Source organism: Aeromonas allosaccharophila (genome assembly GCF_000819685.1).
Lineage (GTDB): Bacteria > Pseudomonadota > Gammaproteobacteria > Enterobacterales > Aeromonadaceae > Aeromonas > Aeromonas allosaccharophila.
Genome location: NZ_CDBR01000109.1, coordinates 1 through 24,564, shown reverse-complemented (window position 1 = coordinate 24,564; position 24,564 = coordinate 1). Strand labels below are relative to the sequence as shown.

20 protein-coding genes and 3 tRNA genes are annotated in these 24,564 nt (G+C 52.5%); 8 read left to right on the top strand and 15 right to left on the bottom strand.

Translation table 11 applies throughout. From position 1 onward, the window contains the following. Positions 1 to 346: 346 nt before the first annotated feature. The 3 genes from BN1115_RS19570 to BN1115_RS19560 form a co-directional block, all read right to left on the bottom strand. Positions 347 to 1,621, bottom strand: coding sequence for an alpha/beta fold hydrolase (locus tag BN1115_RS19570; protein WP_042658477.1), 1,275 nt, complete (start codon positions 1,619 to 1,621; stop codon positions 347 to 349). A gap of 426 nt (positions 1,622 to 2,047) precedes the next feature. Next, a tRNA-Asn gene (locus tag BN1115_RS19565) sits at positions 2,048 to 2,123 on the bottom strand. A 4-nt stretch (positions 2,124 to 2,127) separates the two neighbouring features. Further along, positions 2,128 to 2,203, bottom strand: a tRNA-Phe gene (locus BN1115_RS19560). Between the two features lie 733 nt (positions 2,204 to 2,936). Between BN1115_RS19560 and BN1115_RS19555 the strand changes: the two genes are divergently transcribed. Beyond that, entirely contained in the window at positions 2,937 to 4,088 is a 1,152-nt protein-coding gene (locus BN1115_RS19555) for a tyrosine-type recombinase/integrase (protein WP_042658476.1), read from the top strand. Positions 4,089 to 4,593: 505 nt separating this feature from the next. Next, on the top strand, positions 4,594 to 6,495 hold the full coding sequence (locus BN1115_RS19550) for a DUF927 domain-containing protein (protein ID WP_167335572.1): 1,902 nt from the start codon (positions 4,594 to 4,596) through the stop codon (positions 6,493 to 6,495). A gap of 359 nt (positions 6,496 to 6,854) precedes the next feature. On the opposite strand, the gene BN1115_RS19545 is transcribed toward BN1115_RS19550, so the two are convergent. From BN1115_RS19545 to BN1115_RS19510, 7 genes are all read right to left on the bottom strand, one after another. Beyond that, positions 6,855 to 7,034: a hypothetical protein gene (locus tag BN1115_RS19545; RefSeq protein WP_029304370.1), complete on the bottom strand. Its 180-nt coding sequence runs from the start codon at positions 7,032 to 7,034 to the stop codon at positions 6,855 to 6,857. 126 nt (positions 7,035 to 7,160) lie between these two features. Further along, positions 7,161 to 8,054 carry a helix-turn-helix transcriptional regulator gene (locus BN1115_RS19540; protein WP_042658474.1) on the bottom strand — a complete coding sequence of 298 codons (894 nt, stop codon included), beginning with the start codon at positions 8,052 to 8,054 and terminating at the stop codon, positions 7,161 to 7,163. Positions 8,055 to 8,338: 284 nt separating this feature from the next. Beyond that, positions 8,339 to 9,580, bottom strand: a complete 1,242-nt coding sequence (locus BN1115_RS19535; RefSeq protein WP_042658473.1) for a tyrosine-type recombinase/integrase — start codon at positions 9,578 to 9,580, stop codon at positions 8,339 to 8,341. Between the two features lie 490 nt (positions 9,581 to 10,070). After that, complete coding sequence (locus BN1115_RS19525) at positions 10,071 to 10,505, bottom strand: DUF2787 family protein (protein ID WP_050070546.1); 435 nt, start codon at positions 10,503 to 10,505, stop codon at positions 10,071 to 10,073. Further along, positions 10,502 to 11,128: a hypothetical protein gene (locus tag BN1115_RS22715; protein ID WP_050070545.1), complete on the bottom strand. Its 627-nt coding sequence runs from the start codon at positions 11,126 to 11,128 to the stop codon at positions 10,502 to 10,504. Before BN1115_RS22715 ends, BN1115_RS19525 begins: the two co-directional genes overlap by 4 nt. Before the next feature lie 22 nt (positions 11,129 to 11,150). Further along, the gene (locus BN1115_RS19515; protein WP_050070544.1) at positions 11,151 to 11,453 is read right to left on the bottom strand and encodes a YkvA family protein; all 303 of its coding nucleotides are present in this window, start codon (positions 11,451 to 11,453) and stop codon (positions 11,151 to 11,153) included. Then, positions 11,450 to 11,998 carry a hypothetical protein gene (locus BN1115_RS19510; protein WP_128821508.1) on the bottom strand — a complete coding sequence of 183 codons (549 nt, stop codon included), beginning with the start codon at positions 11,996 to 11,998 and terminating at the stop codon, positions 11,450 to 11,452. The genes BN1115_RS19515 and BN1115_RS19510 overlap by 4 nt, the downstream gene beginning before the upstream one ends. Positions 11,999 to 12,315: 317 nt before the next feature. Here BN1115_RS19510 and BN1115_RS19505 point away from each other — a divergent pair, with 317 nt between their 5' ends. From BN1115_RS19505 to BN1115_RS19495, 4 genes are all read left to right on the top strand, one after another. Continuing rightward, positions 12,316 to 12,699: a hypothetical protein gene (locus BN1115_RS19505; RefSeq protein WP_042658470.1), complete on the top strand. Its 384-nt coding sequence runs from the start codon at positions 12,316 to 12,318 to the stop codon at positions 12,697 to 12,699. A 170-nt stretch (positions 12,700 to 12,869) separates the two neighbouring features. Next, positions 12,870 to 13,352: a HEPN domain-containing protein gene (locus tag BN1115_RS22995; RefSeq protein ID WP_082034906.1), complete on the top strand. Its 483-nt coding sequence runs from the start codon at positions 12,870 to 12,872 to the stop codon at positions 13,350 to 13,352. Between the two features lie 386 nt (positions 13,353 to 13,738). Then, a complete protein-coding gene (locus BN1115_RS22600) occupies positions 13,739 to 14,212 on the top strand; it encodes a hypothetical protein (protein ID WP_042658469.1) in 474 nt (157 codons plus the stop codon). A 573-nt stretch (positions 14,213 to 14,785) separates the two neighbouring features. Continuing rightward, positions 14,786 to 15,139 (top strand): hypothetical protein, encoded by a 354-nt coding sequence (locus BN1115_RS19495; protein ID WP_042658468.1) that lies wholly within the window; start codon positions 14,786 to 14,788, stop codon positions 15,137 to 15,139. Between the two features lie 155 nt (positions 15,140 to 15,294). On the opposite strand, the gene BN1115_RS19490 is transcribed toward BN1115_RS19495, so the two are convergent. The 3 genes from BN1115_RS19490 to BN1115_RS19485 all read right to left on the bottom strand — a co-directional run bounded on the left by BN1115_RS19490 (position 15,295) and on the right by BN1115_RS19485 (position 17,405). Next, entirely contained in the window at positions 15,295 to 16,491 is a 1,197-nt protein-coding gene (locus tag BN1115_RS19490) for a DUF4852 domain-containing protein (RefSeq protein ID WP_042658467.1), read from the bottom strand. Positions 16,492 to 16,821: 330 nt separating this feature from the next. Continuing rightward, a complete protein-coding gene (locus tag BN1115_RS22010) occupies positions 16,822 to 16,995 on the bottom strand; it encodes a hypothetical protein (protein ID WP_244152302.1) in 174 nt (57 codons plus the stop codon). A gap of 337 nt (positions 16,996 to 17,332) precedes the next feature. Beyond that, a tRNA-Phe gene (locus tag BN1115_RS19485) sits at positions 17,333 to 17,405 on the bottom strand. A gap of 265 nt (positions 17,406 to 17,670) precedes the next feature. Between BN1115_RS19485 and rraB the strand changes: the two genes are divergently transcribed. After that, positions 17,671 to 18,006 (top strand): ribonuclease E inhibitor RraB, encoded by a 336-nt coding sequence (rraB, locus tag BN1115_RS19480; RefSeq protein WP_042658529.1) that lies wholly within the window; start codon positions 17,671 to 17,673, stop codon positions 18,004 to 18,006. A 63-nt stretch (positions 18,007 to 18,069) separates the two neighbouring features. Here the strand turns inward: rraB and BN1115_RS19475 are convergent, their stop codons facing one another. Next, positions 18,070 to 20,025 carry a sensor domain-containing protein gene (locus BN1115_RS19475; protein WP_042658528.1) on the bottom strand — a complete coding sequence of 652 codons (1,956 nt, stop codon included), beginning with the start codon at positions 20,023 to 20,025 and terminating at the stop codon, positions 18,070 to 18,072. Between the two features lie 185 nt (positions 20,026 to 20,210). On the opposite strand from BN1115_RS19475, the gene BN1115_RS19470 reads away from it, so the two are divergent. Next, positions 20,211 to 20,705 (top strand): hypothetical protein, encoded by a 495-nt coding sequence (locus tag BN1115_RS19470; protein ID WP_042060865.1) that lies wholly within the window; start codon positions 20,211 to 20,213, stop codon positions 20,703 to 20,705. A gap of 70 nt (positions 20,706 to 20,775) precedes the next feature. On the opposite strand, the gene BN1115_RS19465 is transcribed toward BN1115_RS19470, so the two are convergent. Then, the gene (locus BN1115_RS19465; RefSeq protein ID WP_208597771.1) at positions 20,776 to 24,537 is read right to left on the bottom strand and encodes a type I secretion C-terminal target domain-containing protein; all 3,762 of its coding nucleotides are present in this window, start codon (positions 24,535 to 24,537) and stop codon (positions 20,776 to 20,778) included. Positions 24,538 to 24,564 lie beyond the last annotated feature (27 nt).

The window sequence follows — 24,564 nt, the reverse complement described above, 5'->3', positions numbered from 1 at the left end:
ACATCCTTATCTTGATTGAAAAGCACGACCATCCCCTCCCCGCGATCACGGTACATGCAGGGATGGCATATCTGATATGCGGGATACAGAGCATCAGAGCGACGTTCTAATGGTAACGAGCATGAGCGGGTCAATCGGTTTGACCGCCACTCAATACAGAGTCGTTTGGCAAGTATATGGTGAGGGATCGGGAGAGACAGTGGAAGGGGGTGAATTAATCAGCCTGTCAGCCACTCATCGTCAGGCTGACGCGGGCCAAGGTGCAGGGTGTCACGCTTTCATAACAACCATCCATCACAACCATCGCGGGAGTCCAAGCTCCCGCGATGGTCGCCGATAACGGCAATTAACGGTCGCGATTCAGGGCGATCAGGCGATCAAGAATCGCCTCGCCATCGGCGCGCAAACCATTGTGCTCATATTCATTAGTGATCCAGGCGCGACTGTTGCCAAGGCCACGCAGAGTTTCGCGACTGTAGTCAAACTCCACATACATATCTTCGGCATAGACGGCGCAGGCTACCGGCACCTGGTTGCGGGCCAGCTGGGCCGGGTCATAGAGCGTCCCCCAGTCCGCCTTGTTGGCCAGCAGATGGGCCGCCTCTTTCAGGGGCAGCAACTCGCGGTACTGCTCGAACATCCAGGGGTAAACCATCTCGCCGGTGAAGGCGAAATCCTTGCCAGGCACCCAGTTCACCGCCGGGAACTCCCCTCTGACCCGAGCCGCCGCCCAGCGAGTCACCTCCCCTTCGGCGTAGATAGCCTCGTGCAGGATGGCGAACAGCGGGTTGGTATTGAATGGCTGCATGCTCTGCACCTGATAGAGAAAGGGCAGGCTCAGCTTGTCGCCGATAAAAGCCTCTTCCAGCAGGTAATAGAGCTCGTCGAAGGCGCCCGTGGCACCGAGATCCAGTCCTTGCTGCTGGAACTGCTCTACCGTCAGACGCTGGCCGTTGGGCAGTCGCACATCGTGCTGGTGCAGATGGTTGGCCAGCCGGTTGGCAATCCCCTGAGCGTGGGGGAAGCGGGCGAAGAAGGCGCGGTTCTTGTCAGCCACCCGCTGATAGGTGGCGCGGTAAACCTCCTCGGCACTACGGCCGATCGGCGCGATGCCGCCGGTGATATAGACCTCCCGCAGGCTGTCGGGGAACAGCGAGAGGTAGGTCAGGCAGCAGAAGCCGCCAAAGCTCTGACCAAGCAGGCTCCAGCGATGCTTGGGGCTGAGTTCCTGCCGGATGAACTCGGCATCTTGTACTATGCTGTCGGCGCGAAAATGGCTGAGATACTCCGCCTGCTCGGCCGGCGTCATGTTGGCCAGACTATGCCCGTGGATGGGGCTCGACATCCCGGTGCCACGCTGATCCAGCAGCAGCACTCTGAACTCCTGCAACGCCCGCTTGAGCCAACCACTATTGGCCGTCGGGCGCGGCGCCCCGAATCCAGGCCCCCCCTGCAGAAACAGCAGCCAAGGCAGCTTCTCATCGAGCTTGTCTTTACGGCAGAGGGTGCGGGCAAACAGGGTAATGCTGTCGCCATCCGGCTCATCATGATCGAGGGGAACGGTAAAAAAGTGCGGCTCGCAATGAATGCCGTCCAGTACATAGCTCAAGGGGCTGTTCATCGGGGATCTCTCCGTCAGGATGGGAACATCATTGACCCCATCATAGCCCCGCCCAGCCTTGGGGTCACTCCGGTTTTCCAAAATGTTAACAATGGCTTAAAGGTCGAAACATCACCAGATAACGCACGGTTCAACAGCGCTGAATTAATTGTTTTGCGGGGGAGATTGACGCCATGGCGCCATTCAACAAAGATGGCTCGCCTGCACAGGCGTGCAGCCATTCAGGCCGACAAAATGGATAAGGGAACGTGATGAAACCGAAGTGGATCAGGGCTAGAAAAAGAGAGAAGAAGCCATGCCCTGGCAGCATGCTGCAGACCGGAATGCTGCTGTTCAGCGCAACCTGTGGCGCAACGCTCTTTTTGGCAGCATGCAACAGCAACTAGAAATGAAAAAGCCCGCTCGATTGAGCGGGCTTTTCGAATTTGGCTCCTCCTACTGGACTTGAACCAGTGACATACGGATTAACAGTCCGCCGTTCTACCGACTGAACTAAGGAGGAATTTTGGTGCCCAGAGACGGAATCGAACCGCCGACACGGGGATTTTCAATCCCCTGCTCTACCGACTGAGCTATCTGGGCAACGGCGCGCATTAAACCCTTTCTGGACTGGGGTGTCAACCTTGCAGCCCCAGTTTCTGGCATGTTTTTGCATAGGGTGAACCAAGTGGCGAGATAGTGTGCAAGGAGCCCCTGACTCCACACCGGGATCCGGTTGTCGGCAGGTGCTTCTATCGAGGTTTTTTCCCTTTATAGAATTACCTTTTCGCTCTCTCACCCATCCCGAGCCTCCAACAAGTGAGTCCATTTTTTGTCAAAAAACGGATGAACTAACGTGCATGTTTTTTGTGCGCTGAAAAGTTACCAGAAATTGACCAGACAGGGTTTGGTGCGTCGATACCGAAGGACCTCCGGTCGCTCAACTTCCGTATCTGCGTTTGAAGAAGAGTGATAACCCCCTACAGCAAGAGCTGTAGGGGAAGTAAATACTTGTGCTCAATGTAGTCTTTTAGCTCATAAAGTGAGCAGGGCATCGGGGGGGGACGGAAAAAAATAAAATATTTTTCTGTCAAAAATTGGACTCTATTGAGTTGTGATTTTCTGATTCTTTAGAGGGGGGCAAAAACTGATTTCGACTCTCCGGCTATAGGGGGATTTTGTAAAGCACAAAACATACCATGTGCAGGGAAGTCTGTTTTTATAAGGCATTATCGGATGGTTACGCTCTGGAGCTGGTCTTCCATTTCGGTTTTTCTTCGTCCAACATTCTTGTCATGAGTCACCACTGTGGGGGCTCTAGATGATAGGAGGTGCGATGCCCGAACAGGCTGTAGCTCCAACTGTAGATAGTACCAAGTTGGAGGAGTGCAGTTCAAAGCAGCGTGAAAGCAAAGATAAATACGAGCGTTCCCTTACGTGGATTACTTATGCCACTGGTCGCAAGGTTGGTTGTCTTAGTTTCACCAAAAATAAAGTCCGTTATCGGTTAAAAATTGCGAGCACGGACGAAGTCAGCGTTAAAGAGATACGTGAGCAGGCAAGAAAGCTAAAAGCGGAGTTTGTACTGGATCCTGTGGGATTCAACCAAACCTATCTTTCGAGCTTGTCAGTAGAACAGTTTATACATGATAAATACTTGCCTTCAGTACGAGCAACTCATCGGTCATATAAAACCATCGAGTCTCGGGTAAAGCCGATCGTGGCAGCTCTAGGGCTCAAGCCATTAAACAGAGTAACCCGTTTCGACATCGAGGATTTTCTTACAGAATCAAATAAAACGTGCTCTGTCGCCACGCGGAACCGCTACTTGGCACAGGTAAAGGCCATCATGTCCTTCGCTGTAGAACGTGGCATTCTCAAGTCCTCGCCAGCAGCAGGTATTCCGGCAAAGCATGAAGCTGTTTTGCCACCCAAGGGGTTGCCTGATGAGGTGGTGAATAAGGTGGTCCATCGTTTGATGAAAGACATCGACGATGAAAAAGCTAGGCTTCTGCTGTTCCTGTTTGCAACAGGGTGCAGGCTGGGTGAGGCACGAGCGCTACAGCTTCAAGATTGTAATCTCAATCGAAAGATTGCGTATTTGCCCACCAGTAAGTCTGGTCGAGAAAGGCTCATACCACTTAATCATTTCGCGCTGGAGTTGATTCAACTCCAATTCCAGCGCCATGGCACAACCGGTCTGCTCTTTAGAGGCCAGGATAGTGTCTCTCAGATTTCCGAACCTCGGCGGTATTGGTACCGGGTCTGCAATGATTGCGGACTATCAGGAGTGCGCATGCATGACGCCCGCCATACCGTCGCTACATCGCTGTTAAACCAAGGTTGCTCGCTGGATGTACTGCAAAAAGTCCTAGGCCATAGCTCGCCGAAAATGACTGAGCGATACGCACGCCTCCACGACACCACGCTGGTCAAGGCCGTCAACGAATTACACACCTTGTGGGACCTCCCACGCATCACCTGTTAACAATTTTTGGAGAATGGGGGAGGAGACTCCCCCATAAAGAATTATGCGTAGACCCAGATCTAGTAGTGATAACCCCCCGAGGCTTTTTGCCCGTCGTCCAGGGACTCAAGCATCTCTTGATAGGATGGCAAGTCAGGGTGTACCGCCGACAGACTCGGTACCGGACTCGGATCAGGAGGCATCAGCGCCAGAATCGCACCCTGCAGTCGCTCCTGACTCGCTGCCGTTACTGGTGGAGGACACGAACCTTGATGCACACCATGGTGATGCTCATCGAGCGAATATTGCCCCCGATGCTGTTAGCCCATTGTCCGAACAGCACGAATGTTGTCAGCCATATCCTGACGATGAGACTCAATATGAGTCTTTTGTTCGGCGTGAGCTTCTTATGCTGGATCAGTGTTCAGCAGAATACAGGTTGTACAACGAGGGGCGTTGCTCGATTGCCTCTGATGGGACTGTGTGTGACCTAGATGGCGTGGTGCTTTCCAGGTCTGAGCCGGAGATGAAAAAACCGGTTCATTCGATAGCTATTCCTGATGGGTTTGCGATGTCCCCGTGGGGGAAATTGGCTAGCGATCATGGCAAGCCAAAAACGATACTCGGTAAGCCATTGCTGCCGGTATCGATACTCCAAGCTGACAGTACAGACATCAGTGGTGTTCGTTTCATGTATCTGGATGAGCGGAAGCAATGCCAGCGCATCGACCTATTATTCGATAGGGTGATTCAGGACTACAAAACAGTGAGGGCTGCGCTATACCGCGCGGGGATTGAATGCCCAGGTGCACGGGAGGAGGGGCTACTGTCATACATGTCCGCCAGCATCAGTATCCAAGATATCAGCGTGGTCCATCAGCATCTGCAAGCGGGGTTTGTTAGCGAACATCCCTGCTATGTCTGGGTAGGTCGGTCAATTTACAAAACGGGCTATAGTGGTCCTCAGCACGAGCTGCTGTCCGCGCCTGGTGAGCATGACGCTATCCACTCGAATGGAACGTTGCTGGAGTGGAAAGAGAACGTCGCGCTTCCTGTCAAAGAGTCACCAACTATGCTCTTTGCAATCATGGCAAATCTATCCAATGTATTCATGAAGTTATCAAATACAGGGACCATGATTTTTCACTTCTATGGTGCAAGCTCTTGTGGCAAAACGACGCTTCTACAAGTGGGGCAGAGTGTGTCAGGCGTGGCATCTGACCCAAGTGCGGGCCCCGCAACGGCGATTGTGAAATGGGACGGAACATCTGCTGGGTTCAAAGGCATGTTTCAACAACGAACTGGCATTGGCATTTGTTTGGATGAACTGGGCTCATTGTCTAGTAACGATCCGCTTCAGTTTGCCTATTCGGTGACGGGTGGACAGTCGAGAGTGCTTGGCAATTTGAAGGGCACAGGTAATAGGAGCCCATTGGCATCGAATGTTTGTGCTCCCTCTTCGGGGGAGGAATCCTTCAAGGAACTGCTAGAGCGGAGCAAGGCGGGCACTAAAGGGGGGATATTCGTCAGACTGCTGGATATTGAGATGATGGCGGAGGATGTCGCGCTGGCGGGTGAGAGCCTTGAGCTGACTCGTTGCCGGGTGAATGGCCTTAAAGCTGCAACCTCTCAGTACTACGGTACGGCGATGCCTGCATATATTCAGGCGCTGTTGAATATGCCAGACATCGATACCCCTGCTGATTTAGCGGTTATCTTTGCTGCTAAGCGTGAGGAGTGCCAAGAGTGGCTGATGAGTCGCTCGGGATTAGAAAACCCTCCGCCTCTTGCTGCTCGTGGTGCTGGTTGCTTCGCAAACGTCATGGCAGCGGGGCGATTGGCCGTTGAGCTAGGTATTCTGCCGTTTGATGTGGCGTATGCAGATAATGCAGTTTTGGTATGCTTCCGACGGTGGCTCATGTCGATGGAAGGCATCATGGATGATGTCACCAGAGAGGCTTATCGGTTATTGGATACGCTCTCCGAGCAACGAAGAAAGATCCACATCGGCAAGCCATCCATGGAAGTGCGGGAGCTATTAGGATTCACGGAAGACGGAAAGCTTTATGTCGAAATGACCCAGCTTCAGAAACTGTTGACAAGCAAGCCGAAGCTGGTCATGAAGTGGCTTCGTGAAAACGGGTACATAGTGCACTATGCTGACGGACGATATGTCAAAGAGATCGTAATAGACAGCCTTCCTGGCAATTATTACGTATTCTCGGTGAACAAGGTATTTCAATTTAGAAGCCCGCTATTTGATGAACGGACTGAGAGCCTCGTCCAACCTTGCAGTACTGGTTCATCAACGGCCCCTGGCTCCCCCGCTCCGAGTTTCACCCGCCGCGCGACGAGCGAGACGGGGTGCGTGATGGTTGAGTCCTCACCAGACATGCCAGAGATATCGGTGGAAGTCGAAAAATTCTAAAAAATGAAAGGGGGCCAGTGCGAACTGGCCCCTTTGCTTTTATGGGATCTGGTGGCAAAAGCAGGCAGCAAGGGGAGGAACGTTTTAGCAGGCCGAGAAGGCCAGGATGATCTTGTTGCGGAGGTTTGGAGGGCGGTGCGGCCAAAACGGCTCATTGGGTCGCTAAACCGCGATACAGGTGCCTCGGCATGCGGGGATTACCCCAGTATTGCTCACTGGTGTGATCTCAGCCGGTGCTGTCGAACGGTCCAAAAAAAAAAGAGGCCAGTAGAACTGGCCGCTTTGTCGTTACGAGCGTTTCGTGGCAGATATCGCTCACAGGAGTCAACTAATGACCAACTAACATGTACGCGTTGACGTTATCGATACACTTCATATCCGGCAGGAACGCGGTCTTCATTATCGACTTCCTCTCGGGATTCACCGATCACCCGGTTCACCCGATCCCAGAAAGCCTGGCCATCCGTTTCGGTCAGGCCGTATTCCTGCTTCACCTCGCGCTTTGCGGTGGACTCTTTCATCTGGATCATTTTACTCATGCATCACTCCTTGGATTGCTACTGCTTGATGGTTGACGACAATGTGAAACAGCGGCGACAGGTGGTGTCGCGGCATGTCAGGCGCTGTCGCCAGATGTATAAACTGGGATCTTTGTCACAAATGGATCAGGGCGGAGCCTGACTCATCAGGGTCAATAAATGGCGTAAATCACGGACGATCTGCTCATGGATAAAACCGGGTGAGATCACGGTCAGTCCCGGCATCCAGGATTTGATGACAGGCAGAATTTGGTTGGCATCGAGCACACGACTGCTCAATAACAGCGAACCATCATCCAGGGTTTTGACAATCTCCTGCTCGGGCAGCAACGGGCGGTGCTGAAAGTTGATGGCGATGGAGGCACTGGCCTTGAGTAGCACCTCGATCATGCCGGAGCGCCAGAGCGTCGGATCGGTATCGATTTGTCGCGCAATGAGCGCATCACGGGTGAAGGTCTGTTGCGATAGCTCAACCAGCGCGATGGAGCTCAGCGGATAGGCTTGCAACCGCCCCTCGCTGACGCCGACCAAGTGCCAGGTGCCCTTGTAGTTGACAAGCTGATAGGGGCTAAACAGTTGCTTGCGCTGGTCTTTGGTGATGAGCCAGCATTGCAGATGCTGGGTCAGTGCCTGCTCTAATACCGGTAACTGATGGCTCAGTGAGTCAGCTGATTGACCATCGAATCCCTTGATGGCGAAGAGGCTTGGGGTGTCTCTGTCCAGCAGCTGACCCAGACGATGTTCACTGGCACGGGGGAACAGGTCGGTGATACCCAACTGCTCGGCCAGCTTTCGCACCTTTCCGTCGTTCTTGTGATTGAGAAACCCAGGATCCAGCCAGTATTGCTGGCTGCGGTGCTCTATCGGTAGATAGCTGAGGCGTTGATTGAAATCCCGCTGCAGGGTGCGCACGGTGACGTTGTACTCGGTGGCCAGATCACTCAGGTGCAGCTTCTCACCGCTGTACAGGCGGGTGAGGAGCATACCGAGGCGCTGAGCAATCTTGTCGTGTTCGTGCATACCATCTAGCAAGGGGAATAACCGTGTCGCGGATTATCCAAACAGGCCGCGACACGGCGTGACGAATTGGCTGGCAGGCAGTTTTTCGCAAAACCCATCATCGGCGATGGGCTTTTGTCATCAGGTGAGGGATTTTGTTATCAACCGGCGAGAAGCGGTTGAGAAGGCTCATAAGCCACGACAGGTTTTGTGTAGCGGTTTGTCGGGACTGTCGCTGAAAACGGATCATTGGGCGGCTAAACAGCGATATCGGTATCTCACCACTGGATGAGATACCGACATACCTAGCTGGCCTGAACCCACTCGCCCTCTTCGGGAAGCGGCAGCGGCTTGGATGGAACAGAGCTGGTCAGGGCATCATGGATGCAGTTGGCTATTTTCTGGCTGGTCTGCTGCATCCGGGTGTTATGCAGGTGGGCATAACGCAGCGATGTCTGGCTGCTCCGGTGCCCTAACTGGGATTGCACATCAAACAGGGTGCCGCCGTTGGAGACAATCAGCGCCGCGACCGAATGACGACAGGTGTGCAGGCAAACCCCCTCCTTATCTATACCGGCTCGCGCCAGCATCCGCTGAAAACCCTTGGTGGGATTTTGCAATGGCTGCCCTTGTCGCTTGCCGGGAAACAGATAGGGGTTTCCCTCTGTCACCGGTAGGTAGTTCAACAGCTCCACCGCCATATGGTTCAGGTGCAACACACGGCTATGGCCGTTCTTGGTGTGTGGAATGTATAGGGTCTTGTCCTCCTTGTTGTAGTGCTGCCATTTGGCCCTTGCCAGCTCGGCCCGACGCAAACCGGTGAGCAGCAACATCTTGACGTACTGACCGGTATAGAAACTCTCATGCTGATCGGCAGCCCGGAACAGGCGACGGATTTCATCTGGGGTGAAGTAGCGTTCGCGCCGATTGTTCTCTCGCAGCAACGACACCAAGGCGGCGGGATTGTCCTTGATCAGTCCGGCACGGGCTGCCCAGGTCATGATGGCCTTGAGCAATGCCAAAACGCGATTGCAGGTGGCCGGGGTGAGGCGTTTGAGCAACATCTGTTGCATGTTCTGGATGCGGGTAACGGTGATCTCCTCCGGTATCAGATTGCCGAAGATTGGCCGTAGGTGATTACGGAAGCGATGTTCATCCGTCTTCCAACTGCGATTTCGTGATTGCAGATAGGGGAGATAGTCCTCCTGAAACAAATTGCTCAGGGTCTTCTGATTACGCTTGTCCTCCTTGGCTTGTTGCGGGTCAACGCCTTCGGCGATCTTGCGTTTGTAGTCGAGCGCGAGCTTACGAGCCGCGCTGACATCCAACGCGGGATAGTGCCCCAGGGCAATGGCCCGCTTGCGCCCATGTATTTGATAGCGCAGCAGGAACTTGCGGCGGCCTTCCCCTTTGCCCACCAGGCAGCGCAGACCGGTCACGTCGGTATCTGAATACTCCGCTTCGGTACTGCGGGCGTCATCTGGGTTTGGGGGCAGATCGGCAATCCGTCGATTGGTGAATTTAAATCGGGTAGGTGTTTCGTTCATGGTTCGCTCCTCAACATGTGAGCTGGTTAGACACGGCATAGGCCCCCTTCACAGTGGAAAGGAGGCCTAATCCCCGTCTCTGGCTTGGCGATTGAAGTGGTCGTTGCTCATCGCGCCTTGGCCTGGTTGGCCCGGCACGATGACAACGCGGGAAAGGTGAGTGAACAGATGGCCGCCCCGGTCGCTACCCGGTCCGATCCCGTAAAAATGCTACCGAGCCCCGTGTCCGCCCCGCACAAACGGGGGGAAACGGGGCGCGTTTTTCCCTTTGAGTGATTAGGCTTTTCCATCTCAACCCCGTGAACCCGCGAAATTTGCGGAAAAATGGGTGAGTTAATGAATTGGTCGGGTTGCCCCGCATATTCACGGCGAGCCCCGTACCCGCCCCGCACGAACGAGAGGAAACGGGGCGCGTTTTTCCCTTGGAGAGATTGGGTTAATCGACGCCAACCCCGTGAACCCGCGAAATTTGCGCATTAACAGGGAGGGATCATTCAGTGGCTACCCTGATCGCGTAGACACCCAGCGACAGGTAGGTGAGGAAATTGCCCTCCCATAATTCATAGAACTCACCCAACTCAGACAACGGCACCACATGCGCATAGGCAATCAGCCCTTCCTGGCTTGAGAAGTCAAAATCAACCTCCTTAGCCAATTCGGCATAGTCACCCATGCCGACATAGGAAAAGTCCGTCATATAGACCAAGGACCATAGATTTCCTCGGCGTTGTAGACGGATTTCCACCGGATGAAAGCCACCGGTTTCCGGGCCATAACCCGGATCACGAAAGTTCATCGTGACAGCACGGGCTTGTGACCATGTGGGATGGTGCCTGTTCAGCAGGTCGGTCAGACATACGGCGAGCCGGGGTGAAACCGGCAAGGGGAGCCCCTGCCAGTTCAGTGCTATGTCACGGTTGCTCATTTATGGGTCTCCTGCCCGGCTACCGCGTCGCCGGTCTCGGATCCCGTCTCTGCCCCGGCCTCATCCATCTTGTCTGACAAACCGGCCTGGTCGTTGGCTGTTTCAAGAAATGGGGGCTCATCGCCTGGTTCGTTACCGGTGGCATCCCCCGGTGCATCTTGCTCCTTCTGTCCCTTGGCTTTTCCCTTGCGAGCCTGTTTATCCATATTGGCCGGTTCATCCAACTGACTAGACCAGTCGCTGAGGGATAGGCCGACCCGGTGGAACGGCGAGTTGGGCTCGGCGGCGACCAGCAACTCTTCAGCCCGCAGGATGGCGGCGAGGAAACCGTGGTTATTGGCACTGCCTCGAACAAACAGCGCTCTGAGCGCCACCGATTTAAATGGCGCATCCTTGAGGATATCCAACAGTGCCAGGATGTCGTCCAGCGATAACCAGTGCTTGCTGAACAGGCCGCCCGTGTCGTTGGCGGTAATGCGAAGGGCGTAGCGACCCTCATCGTTCTTGCCCACCTCGTAGTGCAGCAAACCACTGGCCCGAGCGCTGATCTTCGGGGCCTTGGAGGATTTAATAACAGTCCAGACCGGAGCAGCCGACGCTGCCGGTTGTGTGGCTTTTGCCATGATGGTGTTCCTTCTGAAGGGATTACTTGAAGAAGTCAGCCGCTTTACTGTGATGACCTTGATGGATATGACTGCCTAACGAGGCAATGGCTCCGCTGATGACCCCCAGGTCATCGGTGAGACCTACGCCGGGGATAAAGTCCGGTACGGCATCGACCGGACAGAGCAAATAGGCGAGTGCGCTGACCACGATGGTCTTGACCCACACGGGCGTCTGCTCGTCGGCCATCAACAGGTAGAGCAAGACGGCCTGCTCAACCAGCAGCTTCATGCCCTTGATGTGTTTGAGCTTGGAAAGTAGCGAGGAGCGGTTGATCTCGGTCATGCGGCCCACACCCCATCCCAATCTGACGCCAGCGCCAGATTGACCACGCCATCGCAGATATCCAGGACCGGACCCGCGTTCCGGGCGGTGACGTTGAGTAACTTGAACACCGGATGGTCTTTATCGTGCAGCACCACTTGTGTGCCATCCAGAGCGATCCAGCGCTCCGGTAACGGCAACCAGTAGACGGCCTGCTCGGCGCTGTCCGTTGTGAAGCTGCTGTCACCCATTTCCCAGACCTCTTCAAAGATACCGTTGTCCAGGTCATGGGTGGCCTGACCGGAGAAGCGAGCAATCGACAGCACCAACTGCCCTATCTGAGTAGAGGGCAGTTGGTGCAAGGTGTAGGTATTGGTGTGACTGAAGATGGCAACCAATACCGGCAGACCGGGCATTGGCAACGATTCCGGTACATAACGACCGTGGATGCGGATGGCTTTGACCAGTTGATGATGGCGCAGCAGTGCCCGCGACAGGGTATCCAGATAATCCTGAGTCGCGTTTTTGCCTTCGCCAATGGCATCGAACAATGAAAGTTCAGACATGGATATCTCTCCTTTGAATTTAAATAGCCGAAATGGCTATTGGATATCAAAGGATTTATATATGTTTAAATTGATAGATGATTCGGCAGTTGGTATATTTTTAAATATTAATCACATATATTTCACATGGAGTTATTCTCACGCGCGCGAGAATACATGGGTGAGAATTAATAATTGAGAAAGCCTATTTACATTCTTGAACTGGAGTCGTAGATTATAACTGACGATGACAACATGAGCACTGCGTTGATAGGTGAATGAAGATATTGTTGATCAGGTATGGGGAACCACTACTCGTATCTTGAAAGGAGATAAACATGATTAATTTATTAAACCTGATTGTCAATAAAACAAACGTTTATCATGTCAATGAGCTCGTAAGTCGTGATCATCGTGAAAAGTTCGATTTGAATTCATTTGAGGAGAGGATTAATCGTGCATTGAGATCTATATTTGGTGCTGAGTTGGATGATGTCCGTATTGGAGACCGATTCTACGCATACAAACTCAAACAGCGGCTGGCAACTCGCACGGAGAAGGTGCAGTTAGGGCGATTGATTGTGCGCACAATCCCGGAGCTAATCCCTGCCATCATGAGCTATCCGAAGCGGCACCCTGAAGAGTTAAGAGCCTGTCGGAAATTGTTCCAATGTGTGAAAGCGAAGAAACGACTAGCTAAAGTTTCTCTACAGATATCTTGAATAAGTAACCCCTAGAGCTCAACGCTAGGGGTTCAAAACCACTAGAGCCAATAGTGGAAGTAGGATGAATTATCTTTGTGAGCGATCTAGCTTTTTTTATGAATTTTTATTTCTTCGTTTGGATGTGAGAGTTATATTGGTTGATACGTTTTATCTTCGAGTGTTTAATTATGAAGGTTGGGGCTTTTAGGCGGCAAGTTAACGTTTCACAAGAATATTTAGCTCTAGCCCGTTCGGATGAGATCGCAGCAGAGAAACTATCGCAGGTTGATTGCTATAGACAGGCATGCTATTTCATTATCCAGTCTATGGAGAAGTATATAAGAGCAAAAATATTTAGTTTGGTAAACGCAGACGTCAAATATTTTAGAGATGAGAACAGAAATCATTCCTTAGATTCTGCAATAGATTTTCTCATTAAAGTTATAAGTTCAGATCCTATAATTCAAGAACAAGTGTCGAAGCAGTTGGGTGAGTATGTGTTGGTTAATACAAAATATAACCACCTTCATAATAATCTCAGATATCCTGCTTATTTTTCAAAAAGTGAGTCATATTCTATGCTTGATGTTGGTAGAGAGGACTATCAAATGTTATGTAATCGACTTTCATCATTAAAGCATTTCCTGAATGACATCAATAAACTGTCATAGGGGAAAGCGAGAAACTCGCTCAATAGTTTCCTCATTTTAAGGCCGTGAGGTGTCTGGGAAACTGGGGGCGATTCAGCGCGGTTCAAGGGGCTGCGCAAGAACGACAACCAACTGGCGATGTTGTTTACGCTGGCGAATCTGTTTCGCGTGGACCAGATGATACGGGCATGGGATAGTTGTGCCCAAAAATCGAGATAAGCCTCTGAAATGAGGCTAAATGGCGCTTAATAGCCCAATACTTGCGGTAAAAAGTCAGTTTTTTGGAGTTATGGGCATTTCAAATGTGGACAAGGAGTTCGTGATAAAGGTGCGGCCCACTTGCTCGCACTTTCCTTAAAATAAACAATAAGTCTCTATTCTGTATCTATTTTCAAAGGGGGTTGTGTATGAGTTATTATGGTGGTCAGAGGGTTGTGGTAGTGGATCCCAATTCTCCATTTGCGCAAGGGGCGTTGTTTGTTTTTAGTTGCGGCATCCTCTATCTTTTGGGGTATTTCTTCTGGATGTTCTTGTCGCAGTGGGGGACGTATCAGTTCCCGCTGAATTACAGCGTTGGATTTTACTACTTCATGGTGTCCGGTTTCGTTGGGTTGTTCACAACTCCTTATGACTGGGGTCGGGAGATCTACAGGACACTCGAATACTTTCAAATTACCCCGTATGAGAACCTGAACACTGTTCTCATCTTGTCGGTGGAAGCTGTCTACACTGTCATCGCGGCTTTTGTAGTCTATAAGATACTGAGTTTGATCGCTTATCTGATTTACACCTTCAGGTTTGTCAGGTGGATGATTTATCTCCCGGCCATCATCGGTTCGGTATCATTTTTCATCTTGTGGCTCTTTGAAAAGCCGTTGTGAATTAGCTTTCTGCCAGCGATAAAAATGAAGGCCGCCCGATGGGCGGCCTTCTTCGTTCGCGGGGAACTGATGGATTTGAGACTAAGACCCGCACCATTTCCAGCAAGGGATAGATCCTGACAGGGGAAAGATGCCCAAGCAAGGTCAGCATGACCAGGTAAAGCGGTTGTAACAATCTTGTTGATGTCTTCAACAGTGAGGTGATCATCACCCGGTATTCTCCCCATTTTTAGGGGCGCTCAAAAGTAGTGGCCATGCGGCCTGCGCTGGGAGCTGCTTTGGCATGTAGCCACCCGGCGCTATATTGGGCCGTTCATGGTTATATGTCCACAGCCAGTTCGTGGCAAATGTCTGTAATTCATTCACCTTAAATGGTGTCCGGGATAATGAGACTACTACAGTTTCGTGGGACTAGGAGGAAAATATAGGGGCACCCGAACAGTTATTTATAGTAGAAATAAACCAATATGTCTGTATATAATAACCAGGCTCTCTGCAGAGAGCCCTAACGAAACCACAACATTATAAGTTATTAACTTTTGCATGAGAATTTCAATAAATTAAGGGGGAATAATGAAATTGACTAAATTGACCGCAATAGTGATGTTTTCTACCATGCTGACAGCATGTGGAGGCAATGGCTTTGAGGGAACCTACGAGATTAGTATGGATGCGGGAAATGATGCGATTAACAAGATGGCAATTCAGATGATGGGGGGCAGCAATGGTCAACTCATCATCGGGTCAGACTATACTGAATCAAATGGCCAACGCACAGAATTCGATGAAATATCTGTTCGTAAAAGTGGTGAAGTGAGTTACTTGGTTTTCAAAAGCAAAGCAGGTGAGGAAGCACTGAAAATCATTGATGACGAAACCCTAGAAAAGCAAACCCCAGTAATGGCCATACGGTTCAAAAAAATATAAATATAACACCCCATTGCAGGCCTAATAAAATTAGGACACCCACCTTTCTGAGCGGGTCGCTACCTAGCAGCACACCAAAAGGTGGGTGTCCCAGTTTTCCCGATGTAGGTTCAGGTTACTCCCATCCCACACCTTGCAGCTCTGATGACTCTGGATTAATCCACCTGGGTCACCGTGATCGTGTATTTCAGGTTGTTATAAACTTTGGAGTCCTTGACGGCCACGCCAGACCCTTCCCACTTACCATCAATCAATGGCCCGCCAGCGGCAATTTCGTAGAAGTCCTTGTTAATATCCGGAGCATTTGTATCATTAGCTGCAGCCAAGCCCGTAGCCCCAGCCAATGGACCAACCTGATACCGAGTCCGGTCAACAACTTTCATTTTAAATATTGAAAGGAATTCGGCTTTGCCATATTCATTCTTCACCACGGTCATCAATGGCTGGACGTATTCAGTTGTGGATACAGCTGCAGCATCAGGGTTCACTTTTGATTTGGCAGAAACTTTGTAAACATCAGGCCGAGGATACGCGAAGACATCACCGCTATTCCCTAGTCCAACCAGCTGTTCCTCTTCTGCCAGCGTCTGATCGGCGAAAGTAATCTTGAAGTTGACTTTATATTCCCCGCTTGGTTTTGCCTCTACCAACTTCATTGGGACTGGATCAAAAACCTGCTCAGCAATCTTTTTGGAATTGCTTCGGTTGTCGCCGAAATACTCGACTTTTGTTATTTGGGCATACACCGTATCTACAGCATTCGTGCCAATCAACTTGTAACTTACCTTTGTGAAAAAGCTATTTATATTACGGCTCTTGAGCGCCTTCGCCTTATCCTTGGTCATTTTAAGTGGGAGGATATCGCTACCGTTAATAAACTTAATCTTGGTGATGTTCGGGATGGCCGGGTTATTCATGTTCCTAGAAAACCCGTCGAGGCTATAAGATGCATCGAGCATCATTGGGGATACGCCAATAAATGTTCCCTGCCGTTGAGGGTGATCATACAGTCTGTATACGCCATCCTTAAAGTCGTACTTGCTCAAATTGAATTCTGTATACATATCGTATATTTTGTCAGTGTCGAACTTTTCTATAGTTGTTCTCGCTAGTTCTCTAAACTTCTCCAAATTCTCTTCAAAAACAAATTCGTCGCTATAGGCCTTGTTGTAGCTGTCTTCATCCGTAAAGTAGGTTACGTCACGAATAAATGAATCATCGTCCAGCTTGGGTTGAGTTACATTTGTTTTGTATGCATAGAACAAAGCATCCTTAACATTTGCACTCTCCGCCAAAGCTGCAGTTGAACACATTCCAAAAATCACCATAACTGCCAAAACATTCTTCTTCATAACCACTCCATTATGTTATTTTTTTGTTGTTTTCTTACTTGAGACCAGCAAAGGGAGTTACCTATCACAGCAATAGGCACTGGATGGCTATCTTAAACCAAACGAATCCGAACTCACCAGTCAAAAAGTGCATCGCCGAAGGTACTTGCAGACGGCGTTACGAGACCCCCGCAGTTCTTGCTATTGGTTGCCGATTTGCAAGTAAAACAGATTCTTCATCTAGTTTACTCTGAGCTTGAAAGGATTCGATAGGGTCCTTTTCGTGAGGACATGATTTCTAAATAAGCTCCTCCATAAGGGACATTGACCAAAATTACAATTCTGATGGCGTCATTTGATCTGATAACGGGTATTTCTACCGCCCCCCGGCATTTTTTCAAGGCCGCCTTTCTCTAACAAGTCGGCCAGATGGTGGGTCGCGTTGGCTTTACTGACCTTGGCCATTTTTTGATACTGGCTGGCGTTGATGCCCTGCAAAAAACCGTTCTCGCCGCCGTCCAGCATCCTATTCAGCACCTTGATTTTCTCAATGCAACGTCGCATACGAGCCGAAGTGGATACATATTTGGCTCACATAATGAGCCGATAATGTTGGGGATTCGGCTCACGATACAACCGGTATCACGCAAGTGTTGACTGGGAGAGCACGCGTTGTTCGAAGGAGGCGGGGGTCATTGCAGGGGAGGGGGCGTGCGTATTTTGCTATCTGTTGTCAGATGAAGCAGCAGAGCAGGAAGCGGGGATTATTAATCCCGTGCTCGGTGAGCAACCTTGCCAGAGATTGACCAGAGACGCATAACAAAAAGGCCTCGCATTGAAAGCGAAGCCTTGTAGGGTGTGCTGTCCAGAGCTGTGGTATTGAAACTGTCATGGGGATTTTCAATCCCCTGCTCTACCGACTGAGCTATCTGGGCAACGTCGCGCATTAAACCCTTTCCAGCGCAGAGTGTCAACCATGATGGCACGATAAAAAGCGCGTTCGCTCAACAACTGAACGCGGCGACCATTTATTCGCCATTCCGGTCCCGTTTCCCGCACCTGCTGGCTACCGCACACCCTACCGGCAGTGCCAATATCATGGAAATTCGAGACTCTGTGGGTCCGCCGCATTGAGCCAAATCCACTCTGCGAGTATGCTTTGCCGCAATGATACCGCCTGGAGGCAACATGAGTCTGAATATGCAAGGGTGGCGTGATGAGACCACCGAGATCGTCAACGAACTGCTGGCCGATGGCAGCAATCCCGATGTGGATTACGACATCGAGCACCACTTCGCCTGCCAGGATTTCGACCGTCTGGAAAAAGCAGCGGTTGACCTGTTCAAGGCCGGTTTTGAAGTGACCGATGCCGAAGAGATGGAGCTGGATGACGGCGCCACCATCTTCTGCTTCGATGCCACCATCGAGTGCAAGCTGAATGTCGAAGCGATCGTCGCCGATATCGCCAAGATGCTGCCCATCCTGGAAAAATACGGGGTGGATTACGATGGCTGGGGCACCTACTTCCAGGATTGATCCTGCCTCCATCGTAAAACAGCAAGGCCACCGAGAGGTGGCCTTGCTGTTGCTGGCGATGTCTCACGCCAGATAGCTGGCAGCGAACTCCGCCGGCGGCAGAGGCCGGCTGAACAGATAACCCTGGAGCCGATCACACCCCGCCTCGGTCAGCCACTGCTGCTGCTCCGGCGTCTCCACCCCTTCGGCGGTGATCCGGATCCCCAGCTCGTGGCCCAACCCGATGACCGAACGCACGATGGCGGTGGTTGCGGTATTGCTGGCGAGCCCCTGGGTGAAGCTGCGATCCAGCTTGAGGGTCGCTACCTGCAAACGCGGCAGATAGGCCAGCGAGCAGTAACCGGTACCAAAGTCATCGATGGCCAGCTGAAAACCGGCGGCGATCAGGTTGTCGAGGTTAGTCTCAATCTCGTCTGCATTCTCCATCAACACCCCTTCGGTGATCTCCAACTCCAGCTGACTGGCTTTGAGCCCATGGCGAGCGATGCAGGCAGAGACCCGCTCACAGAGCGCCGGATCACGGAACTGCAGCGGCGACAGGTTGATGGAGAGCACCATATCTGGCTGCACGGTTTGCCACTGCGCCAGCTGGGCACACCCCTGCTCCAGCATCAGCTGGCCAAGCTGACCGATGATACCCATCTCTTCCGCCAACGGAATGAACTCATCGGGGGAGATCATCCCCAGCTCTGGATGAGGCCAGCGACAGAGCAGCTCGGCGCCGTGCAGGCGGTGAGTGCGGGTACAGATGATCGGCTGATAGACGGCAACCAGCTGGGCGGACTTGATGGCAAGCGGTAACTGGGCGGCGATCAGCTGACGCCGCTTGAGGCGGGCATGCAACTCGGGATCAAACAGGGTGCAGTACTGCTGCTGCCGCTTGCCTTGCGCCAGCGCAGCCTCGGCATGGCTGAGCAACCGCTCGGCATCGCTTGCCCGCCCCTGGGCCAACCCCAGAAAAACCGGGATCTGGATGCGATGATCTTCTACCTGATAGTGCTCCATCAACTGCTGCTGCAGATGCTGGCTCCACTCCTGCAGCGGCTCGTTGAAGTCTGGCAGCAGCAGGCTGAAGTCGTCGGCTGCGACCCGACAGAGCAGGGCTCGCGGCGGCACCAACTGCTGCAACCGCTTGGCCACCTGGCTGAGCAGGCGGTCGGCAATCCGGATCCCGAAGCGATCGTTGATCTCGCGAAAATGGTGCAGATCGACCAGCACCAGCGTGGCGCTGCGCCCCCCCAGATGACGGCTGGTCTGCAAGAAACGGGAAAGCTTGAGCAGCCCGGTCAGACTGTCGTAGTGCTGCTCCTGCTGTAACTGCGCCTGAGTGGTACGCAGACCGGTGATGTCGCGCCCCAGCGTCAGGATCCCGAGGGAGTGGCCGTCACCATCGGGCACATCGACCCGGGTGATCTCCATGTGTCGCCCCTGCCCGCTGGCATCCAGCAGACAACACTCGCCGTGACCCATCCCCTGCGGCGCGGCCAGCCGGAACGGCAGCTGCTGACCCAGCACCTCCTCCGACGCCTGACCGATAAAGTCGAGAAACGCCTGATTGCACTCCAGCAATACCCCGTTGTGATCATCGAAACGGATCAGGTCAGGAATGGCATCGAGCAGAAAACGCTGCAACAACTGCTGCTTTTTGACGGTCTGTTCCAGGCTCTTGCGCTGGGCAATCTCGTTGACCACCCCGAACACTGCGCACGCTTCCCCTTGCGCCGTGTAAAGCGGGATCTTGTGCACCTCCATCCAGCAGGTATCGCCGCCCCGGTTGCAATGCAGTTGCTGATGAAGCAACGGCACACCTCCCGCCAGCAGCTGATCATCCTCACCGCGAAAGACATCGCCCCAGGGCATTTGCGCATCACTCTTGCCCACCACCTCGGCAGGCGAGCCCAGATGGGCCTCACTGGCAAACTCGCGATTGACGAACAGATAACGCCCATGCTTATCCCGACAGAAGATACTCATTGGCAATTGGTCGATGATCTGCTGCAGCAGATCCGGGGTGAGCATGTTGGTCACAGGGGCGCTTATGGAGGAATTTCGAGCAAATCTATGATAGCAAACCCATTTTGTAAAGCACCCCGATATTCCCCCCATGACACCCGATTCAGGATGCTTGCTGACAGAGGTTGTCGCTCCGGCGATAATAGGCGCCGGTTGGCCAATGGCCTGGTGATATGGACGAGAGAGACAAGATGAAAAAGATAATGGGGAGCGCATTGGCGCTGCTGCTGGTTGGTTGTGCGGGTGACAATAACGGTGGTGAGGAGTATCGCTACAACCCGCCGATTGCCAAGGCAACCAACAACACTCAGGAGATGGCGATCCCGGTGGATCTGGTGTGGGCGCGCGCCGAGAAGTGGTTCACCGATCACGGTCTAACTATCGAGAACAGCCAGCGAGGTTCCGGCTTGATGACCGCCAACGTCAACCAGTCAGCCGATGGGCTGGAGTGGCTGGACTGCGGCACCATGGGTTCCAAAGTTGCACTTGGCAACCCGAACCTGCAGATCAACCTGATCATCACCCAGAGCGGCAACAGCAGCGTGGCGACCGTCAACGTCAAGGGCAACACCGAGTTGTTCTTCGTTGAATCCTCGGGCGAGCGCGTACCGGCCCCGTCCATCAAGCCGGTCTGCGTCTCCCGCGGCTCCCTGGAGCAGAGCCTGTTCGCCACCCTCGGCAACTGATTTCGCTTCCCTGCAAAGATAAAAAAAGCGGCAGATTGCTCTGCCGCTTTTTTATTGCCCCGAAGAGGGCTTACTTGTCGATGTCGAGCAAGTGGTTTTGCAACATATAGTCGATAACCTGACTGGCCTGGCTCTGAGCCGTATATGCATTTCCTGTCAGTGAGGCAAAAGAGTGACCTTCCAACACTATTGTTTGCATCAATTTATGATCACTTGTGTCATCTCTCACTTCCAAACGAACCTTGCCGTTATCTTCAAAAATGGAGAGTAGCTCTTTAAGGGATGCCACACTCTTGCTGCTATGTGCATCGAGCAAATCGCTCAAGTCAATGACATCCTTCTGGTCCCCATCGACAGCATTATTGGCCGTCTTGTTAAAATCAGTAATGACATCAACGGCAGGATTGCTGACACTGGCATCCCCCTGATTCCATACGAAGGAATCTTTACCTTCGCCACCGGTCAGAATGTCGTTACCCAAACCACCATACAGTTTGTCACTGCCAGTGCCGCCATAAAGGATATCGTTGCCATCTTCACCATAGAGCTCATCGTCACCACCCTGCCCGAAGAGGATATCGTCCCCAAGACCACCGTGCAGTTTATCGCTCCCCCCTCGGGTATCACCCGCCACATCAAATGACTTGGCATTCCCCTTGATGTACTCGTAAAGCTCAAGGGAGCTGGGCGCATAGCCGTTTTTCAAGGTCAGGAACTGGGTCAGACCATCCAGTCCCTTACCATCGACCCAGTCTGCCGGTTTGGCAGGATTACCCGCACTTCCCCAGGGCAGGTGGTCGGTGTTGATGGCATCCCCGAACAGGATATCGTTACCCGTGCCACCGTGTAGTACATCAGCCCCCACTTCAGCAAGTGTATTGGTGGTCGAACCGCCAACCAACACGGCCTTAAGCTGGTCTGCCGTGGTGATGATGTCGGGTTGGCCAACCAGCGGATAGTTCGTCACCTTAGCGAGGTTATCAATCACCAACGTGGCCGACGTGTTATCCCAATACCAACCCCGATCCCGATCCCAACTCAGACCATCATCTATATCGCTTAATGTAAAGACATAGCGATAATCGCCAGCAGCCAGAGGACCACTGTTAATGGTACCGGTCGCACTCACGGCGCTTCCGACATCGACCCATCTCAAGCCATCCTTGCGCTGTAATTGCACCGAGAAACTGTCACCGGAAGAAAAATTGCTATCTGTAGACAAATCAAAGCGGATGCCATTACCCGCTTCGACTGCCAGTGCTCCACTGGTAAAGATCGACGCACCGTTATAGTCTTTATCAGTCAACTCAATCTTACCGTTGTCTCTCACAACAGTGCCGGAACTATCGCCAGATTTAACCCAGCTATTCGCTTTCCACACACCGTTACTATTCGAGAAGTCATTTAGTATTTCTGACTGACTATACTGACTCCCCGGGCCGGCCACTTGGGTATTGTCGAAATACTTCAGGTTCTCCACCGTCACGCCGGCACCAATGCCAATCGCCTTGACCCCGCTCAATCCCGACAGTGATGTAAAGGCATCGATGGCCTTCCGCATGTCTGCATCATCAGTAGTACCACCGGACGAGGAGTCACCGTTGTGCACAGTGGGATCACCGTCAGTCAAGAAGTAGGTCAGGTTTTCGAATTTCAGATCTGTCTCACTACCAGGCTGGGTATTGAACCACGCGGTTGCCTCGATAAAGGCATCCTCGTAGTTAGTTCCACCATCTGCGCTCAACAAATTAATTTTGCTAATCAAATCAGACAGATTGGCTGCACTCAAGTTATTGAAAGGTAGAGCGTCAGCAGCAGTCTCATTAAAACCAATCAGAGTGATATTAACGGTACCATCATGGTCAGCTAATTGCGTCGCTAACACCTTGAGTGCATCAATCGTCAATTTCATCCGGGACGCTGCATATTGCTCAGGAGTCTGAGACCAGCTTCTATCCCATTCCTGTGTAGCATTTTGATTACCAGCAAGGTCATAACGCATACTGCCCGATGTATCGACAATGAGTGCAATATTGTAGTTTTTACCCGGTTCAACCGAGGTCTTGATACCACCAATATCCCCCAGCAACACATCATCACCACGGCCCCCTTCAACAGGCTTGTCTGACGTACCATTGTCCCCATTCGGATTAGTGGTGGGCTTGACCATAAAACCAGCATCCGCTTCGGTATATTTCACTTCATCGACTATCGGCTGACCATTCATGTCATACTCTTGCGAGCCTGCCACCACGGTCACCTTGATATTCTGGCTATCGACAGGCAACTCCACCTGCAGCGACACTTTCCCGTCTTTATCCAGCATGCTGGCCGGCACCTTCCAGCTGCCGTCGGCCTGCGGGATGCCGCCTTGCACCACGGCACCTGTCGGCAGGCCGGTAATGGTCAGATCGGTGAAGCGCTCGCTGCCATCGGTATCTTTCAGGTCAACATCAACCTTCAAGGTCGCCAGATCCGCCACCTTAGTCAGCTTGCCATCCTTGAACTCATACTTGCCATCTTGCAGGTAAAGAGTCTCAACACTGTAAAAATCATGGACGGGTTTGTTGGGCCCATCATTAGTACCTGTATAAATCAGTCGATAATCAAATGGATTTGGCGAACCGCCCATCACCAGCTGGAAATCCTTCATTGAGCCAGGGACATAGGCCACGTCTTTCCCGTCCCCACCGTAATAGGCCGTGGTCGCCTTCAGGCTTTGCGCAATCAGCGTATCGTTGCCCGCATCGCCCTCCAGTTTGACCGAGGATGCCGTATCCTTGCCGCCGATCAGGATGTCGTCCCCGTCACCACCGATCAGATGGTCATTGACACTCGCACCACCGATCAATGTATCGTCGCCAGCCTCGCCCTTTGCCTGGAAGTCGGTGCCACTGCCGTACTTGATGGTGTCGTTGCCGCCGCCGCCCAAGACCCAGCTGCCATCCTTGGAAACCAGATAATCATCTCCGCCAGTCGGCGACGTAGAAGGCGTCTTGCCATTCAGGCCGGACACAATCTGCTCGACCTTCACCGCGCCCGGCACAAACCCGCCACTCACCAGCTCAACCTTCAGCGTCACGCCGTCGACCACCGGCTTGACGTCAACCACAAAGGTCGCATTACCGCTGTTGTTTACCCCGTCGCTCACCTGATAGCCGAACGACGCATAATCCCCCTGCTTGTTACCGTCCGCACCGGTGTTTGCAGCACTGCCCGCCGACCCGCTCGCCTCATGCGGATCAGGAAGGAACTGCAGCTTGCCGGCAACGATATCGGCCTGGTTGATGGTCAGCCCGGCATCCAGCTGCGTCTGTGTCACGACATCGCCATCGAACAGCAACTTCCCATCTGCCGGCAGCGAGGTGATCTTGATCGATAACTGCGTCGCAGGTGTATCAGCATCGCTTACCTTGAAGTCGCTCCACTTCAAAGTAAGCGGCATATCTTCTTCTCCATGGGCATAACCACCCGAGGTAGTAGGGGCAGCCAGAACAAGAGCTGTGTCACTGCCAGGCAGGGATTCGTTGCCCGCCTTGTCTGTCTGAGTGGCACTCACACTCAGTGACTTGCCATCCGCCGGGGTAGTCTCGGTCCAGCTGATGGTGCCGTTGTCATAGGTAAAGCCAGTCGCCGGCTGGCCATTGGCCAGCTGCAGCACCCCGCTCACCAGCTTCAGCTCGACGGTGCTGGTGACATCGCCATTGCTGATGGTCAGACTCACTTTGCCACCCGCGGTCAGCTCGGTGTGATTGACCTCGGCCTTCACCTGCACCTGGTTATCACCAATCTCGCCCTTGCTCAGCAGTTGATCGTTGTTAGTGTCATCCACGATGGTGACGGTCGGCGCCGGGGCCGC

Coding starts and splice junctions, on each gene's coding strand:
- BN1115_RS19570 (WP_042658477.1), bottom strand. CDS start 1,621: ATGAACAGCCCCTTGAGCTATGTACTGGACGGCATTCATTGCGAGCCG.
- BN1115_RS19545 (WP_029304370.1), bottom strand. CDS start 7,034: ATGAGTAAAATGATCCAGATGAAAGAGTCCACCGCAAAGCGCGAGGTG.
- BN1115_RS22010 (WP_244152302.1), bottom strand. CDS start 16,995: ATGCTGGACGGCGGCGAGAACGGTTTTTTGCAGGGCATCAACGCCAGC.
- BN1115_RS19525 (WP_050070546.1), bottom strand. CDS start 10,505: ATGAGCAACCGTGACATAGCACTGAACTGGCAGGGGCTCCCCTTGCCG.
- BN1115_RS19555 (WP_042658476.1), top strand. CDS start 2,937: ATGCCCGAACAGGCTGTAGCTCCAACTGTAGATAGTACCAAGTTGGAG.
- BN1115_RS19540 (WP_042658474.1), bottom strand. CDS start 8,054: ATGCACGAACACGACAAGATTGCTCAGCGCCTCGGTATGCTCCTCACC.
- BN1115_RS22995 (WP_082034906.1), top strand. CDS start 12,870: ATGAAGGTTGGGGCTTTTAGGCGGCAAGTTAACGTTTCACAAGAATAT.
- BN1115_RS19490 (WP_042658467.1), bottom strand. CDS start 16,491: ATGAAGAAGAATGTTTTGGCAGTTATGGTGATTTTTGGAATGTGTTCA.
- BN1115_RS19495 (WP_042658468.1), top strand. CDS start 14,786: ATGAAATTGACTAAATTGACCGCAATAGTGATGTTTTCTACCATGCTG.
- BN1115_RS19550 (WP_167335572.1), top strand. CDS start 4,594: ATGAAAAAACCGGTTCATTCGATAGCTATTCCTGATGGGTTTGCGATG.
- BN1115_RS22715 (WP_050070545.1), bottom strand. CDS start 11,128: ATGGCAAAAGCCACACAACCGGCAGCGTCGGCTGCTCCGGTCTGGACT.
- BN1115_RS19475 (WP_042658528.1), bottom strand. CDS start 20,025: ATGCTCACCCCGGATCTGCTGCAGCAGATCATCGACCAATTGCCAATG.
- BN1115_RS19470 (WP_042060865.1), top strand. CDS start 20,211: ATGAAAAAGATAATGGGGAGCGCATTGGCGCTGCTGCTGGTTGGTTGT.
- rraB (WP_042658529.1), top strand. CDS start 17,671: ATGCAAGGGTGGCGTGATGAGACCACCGAGATCGTCAACGAACTGCTG.
- BN1115_RS22600 (WP_042658469.1), top strand. CDS start 13,739: ATGAGTTATTATGGTGGTCAGAGGGTTGTGGTAGTGGATCCCAATTCT.
- BN1115_RS19505 (WP_042658470.1), top strand. CDS start 12,316: ATGATTAATTTATTAAACCTGATTGTCAATAAAACAAACGTTTATCAT.
- BN1115_RS19535 (WP_042658473.1), bottom strand. CDS start 9,580: ATGAACGAAACACCTACCCGATTTAAATTCACCAATCGACGGATTGCC.
- BN1115_RS19515 (WP_050070544.1), bottom strand. CDS start 11,453: ATGACCGAGATCAACCGCTCCTCGCTACTTTCCAAGCTCAAACACATC.
- BN1115_RS19510 (WP_128821508.1), bottom strand. CDS start 11,998: ATGTCTGAACTTTCATTGTTCGATGCCATTGGCGAAGGCAAAAACGCG.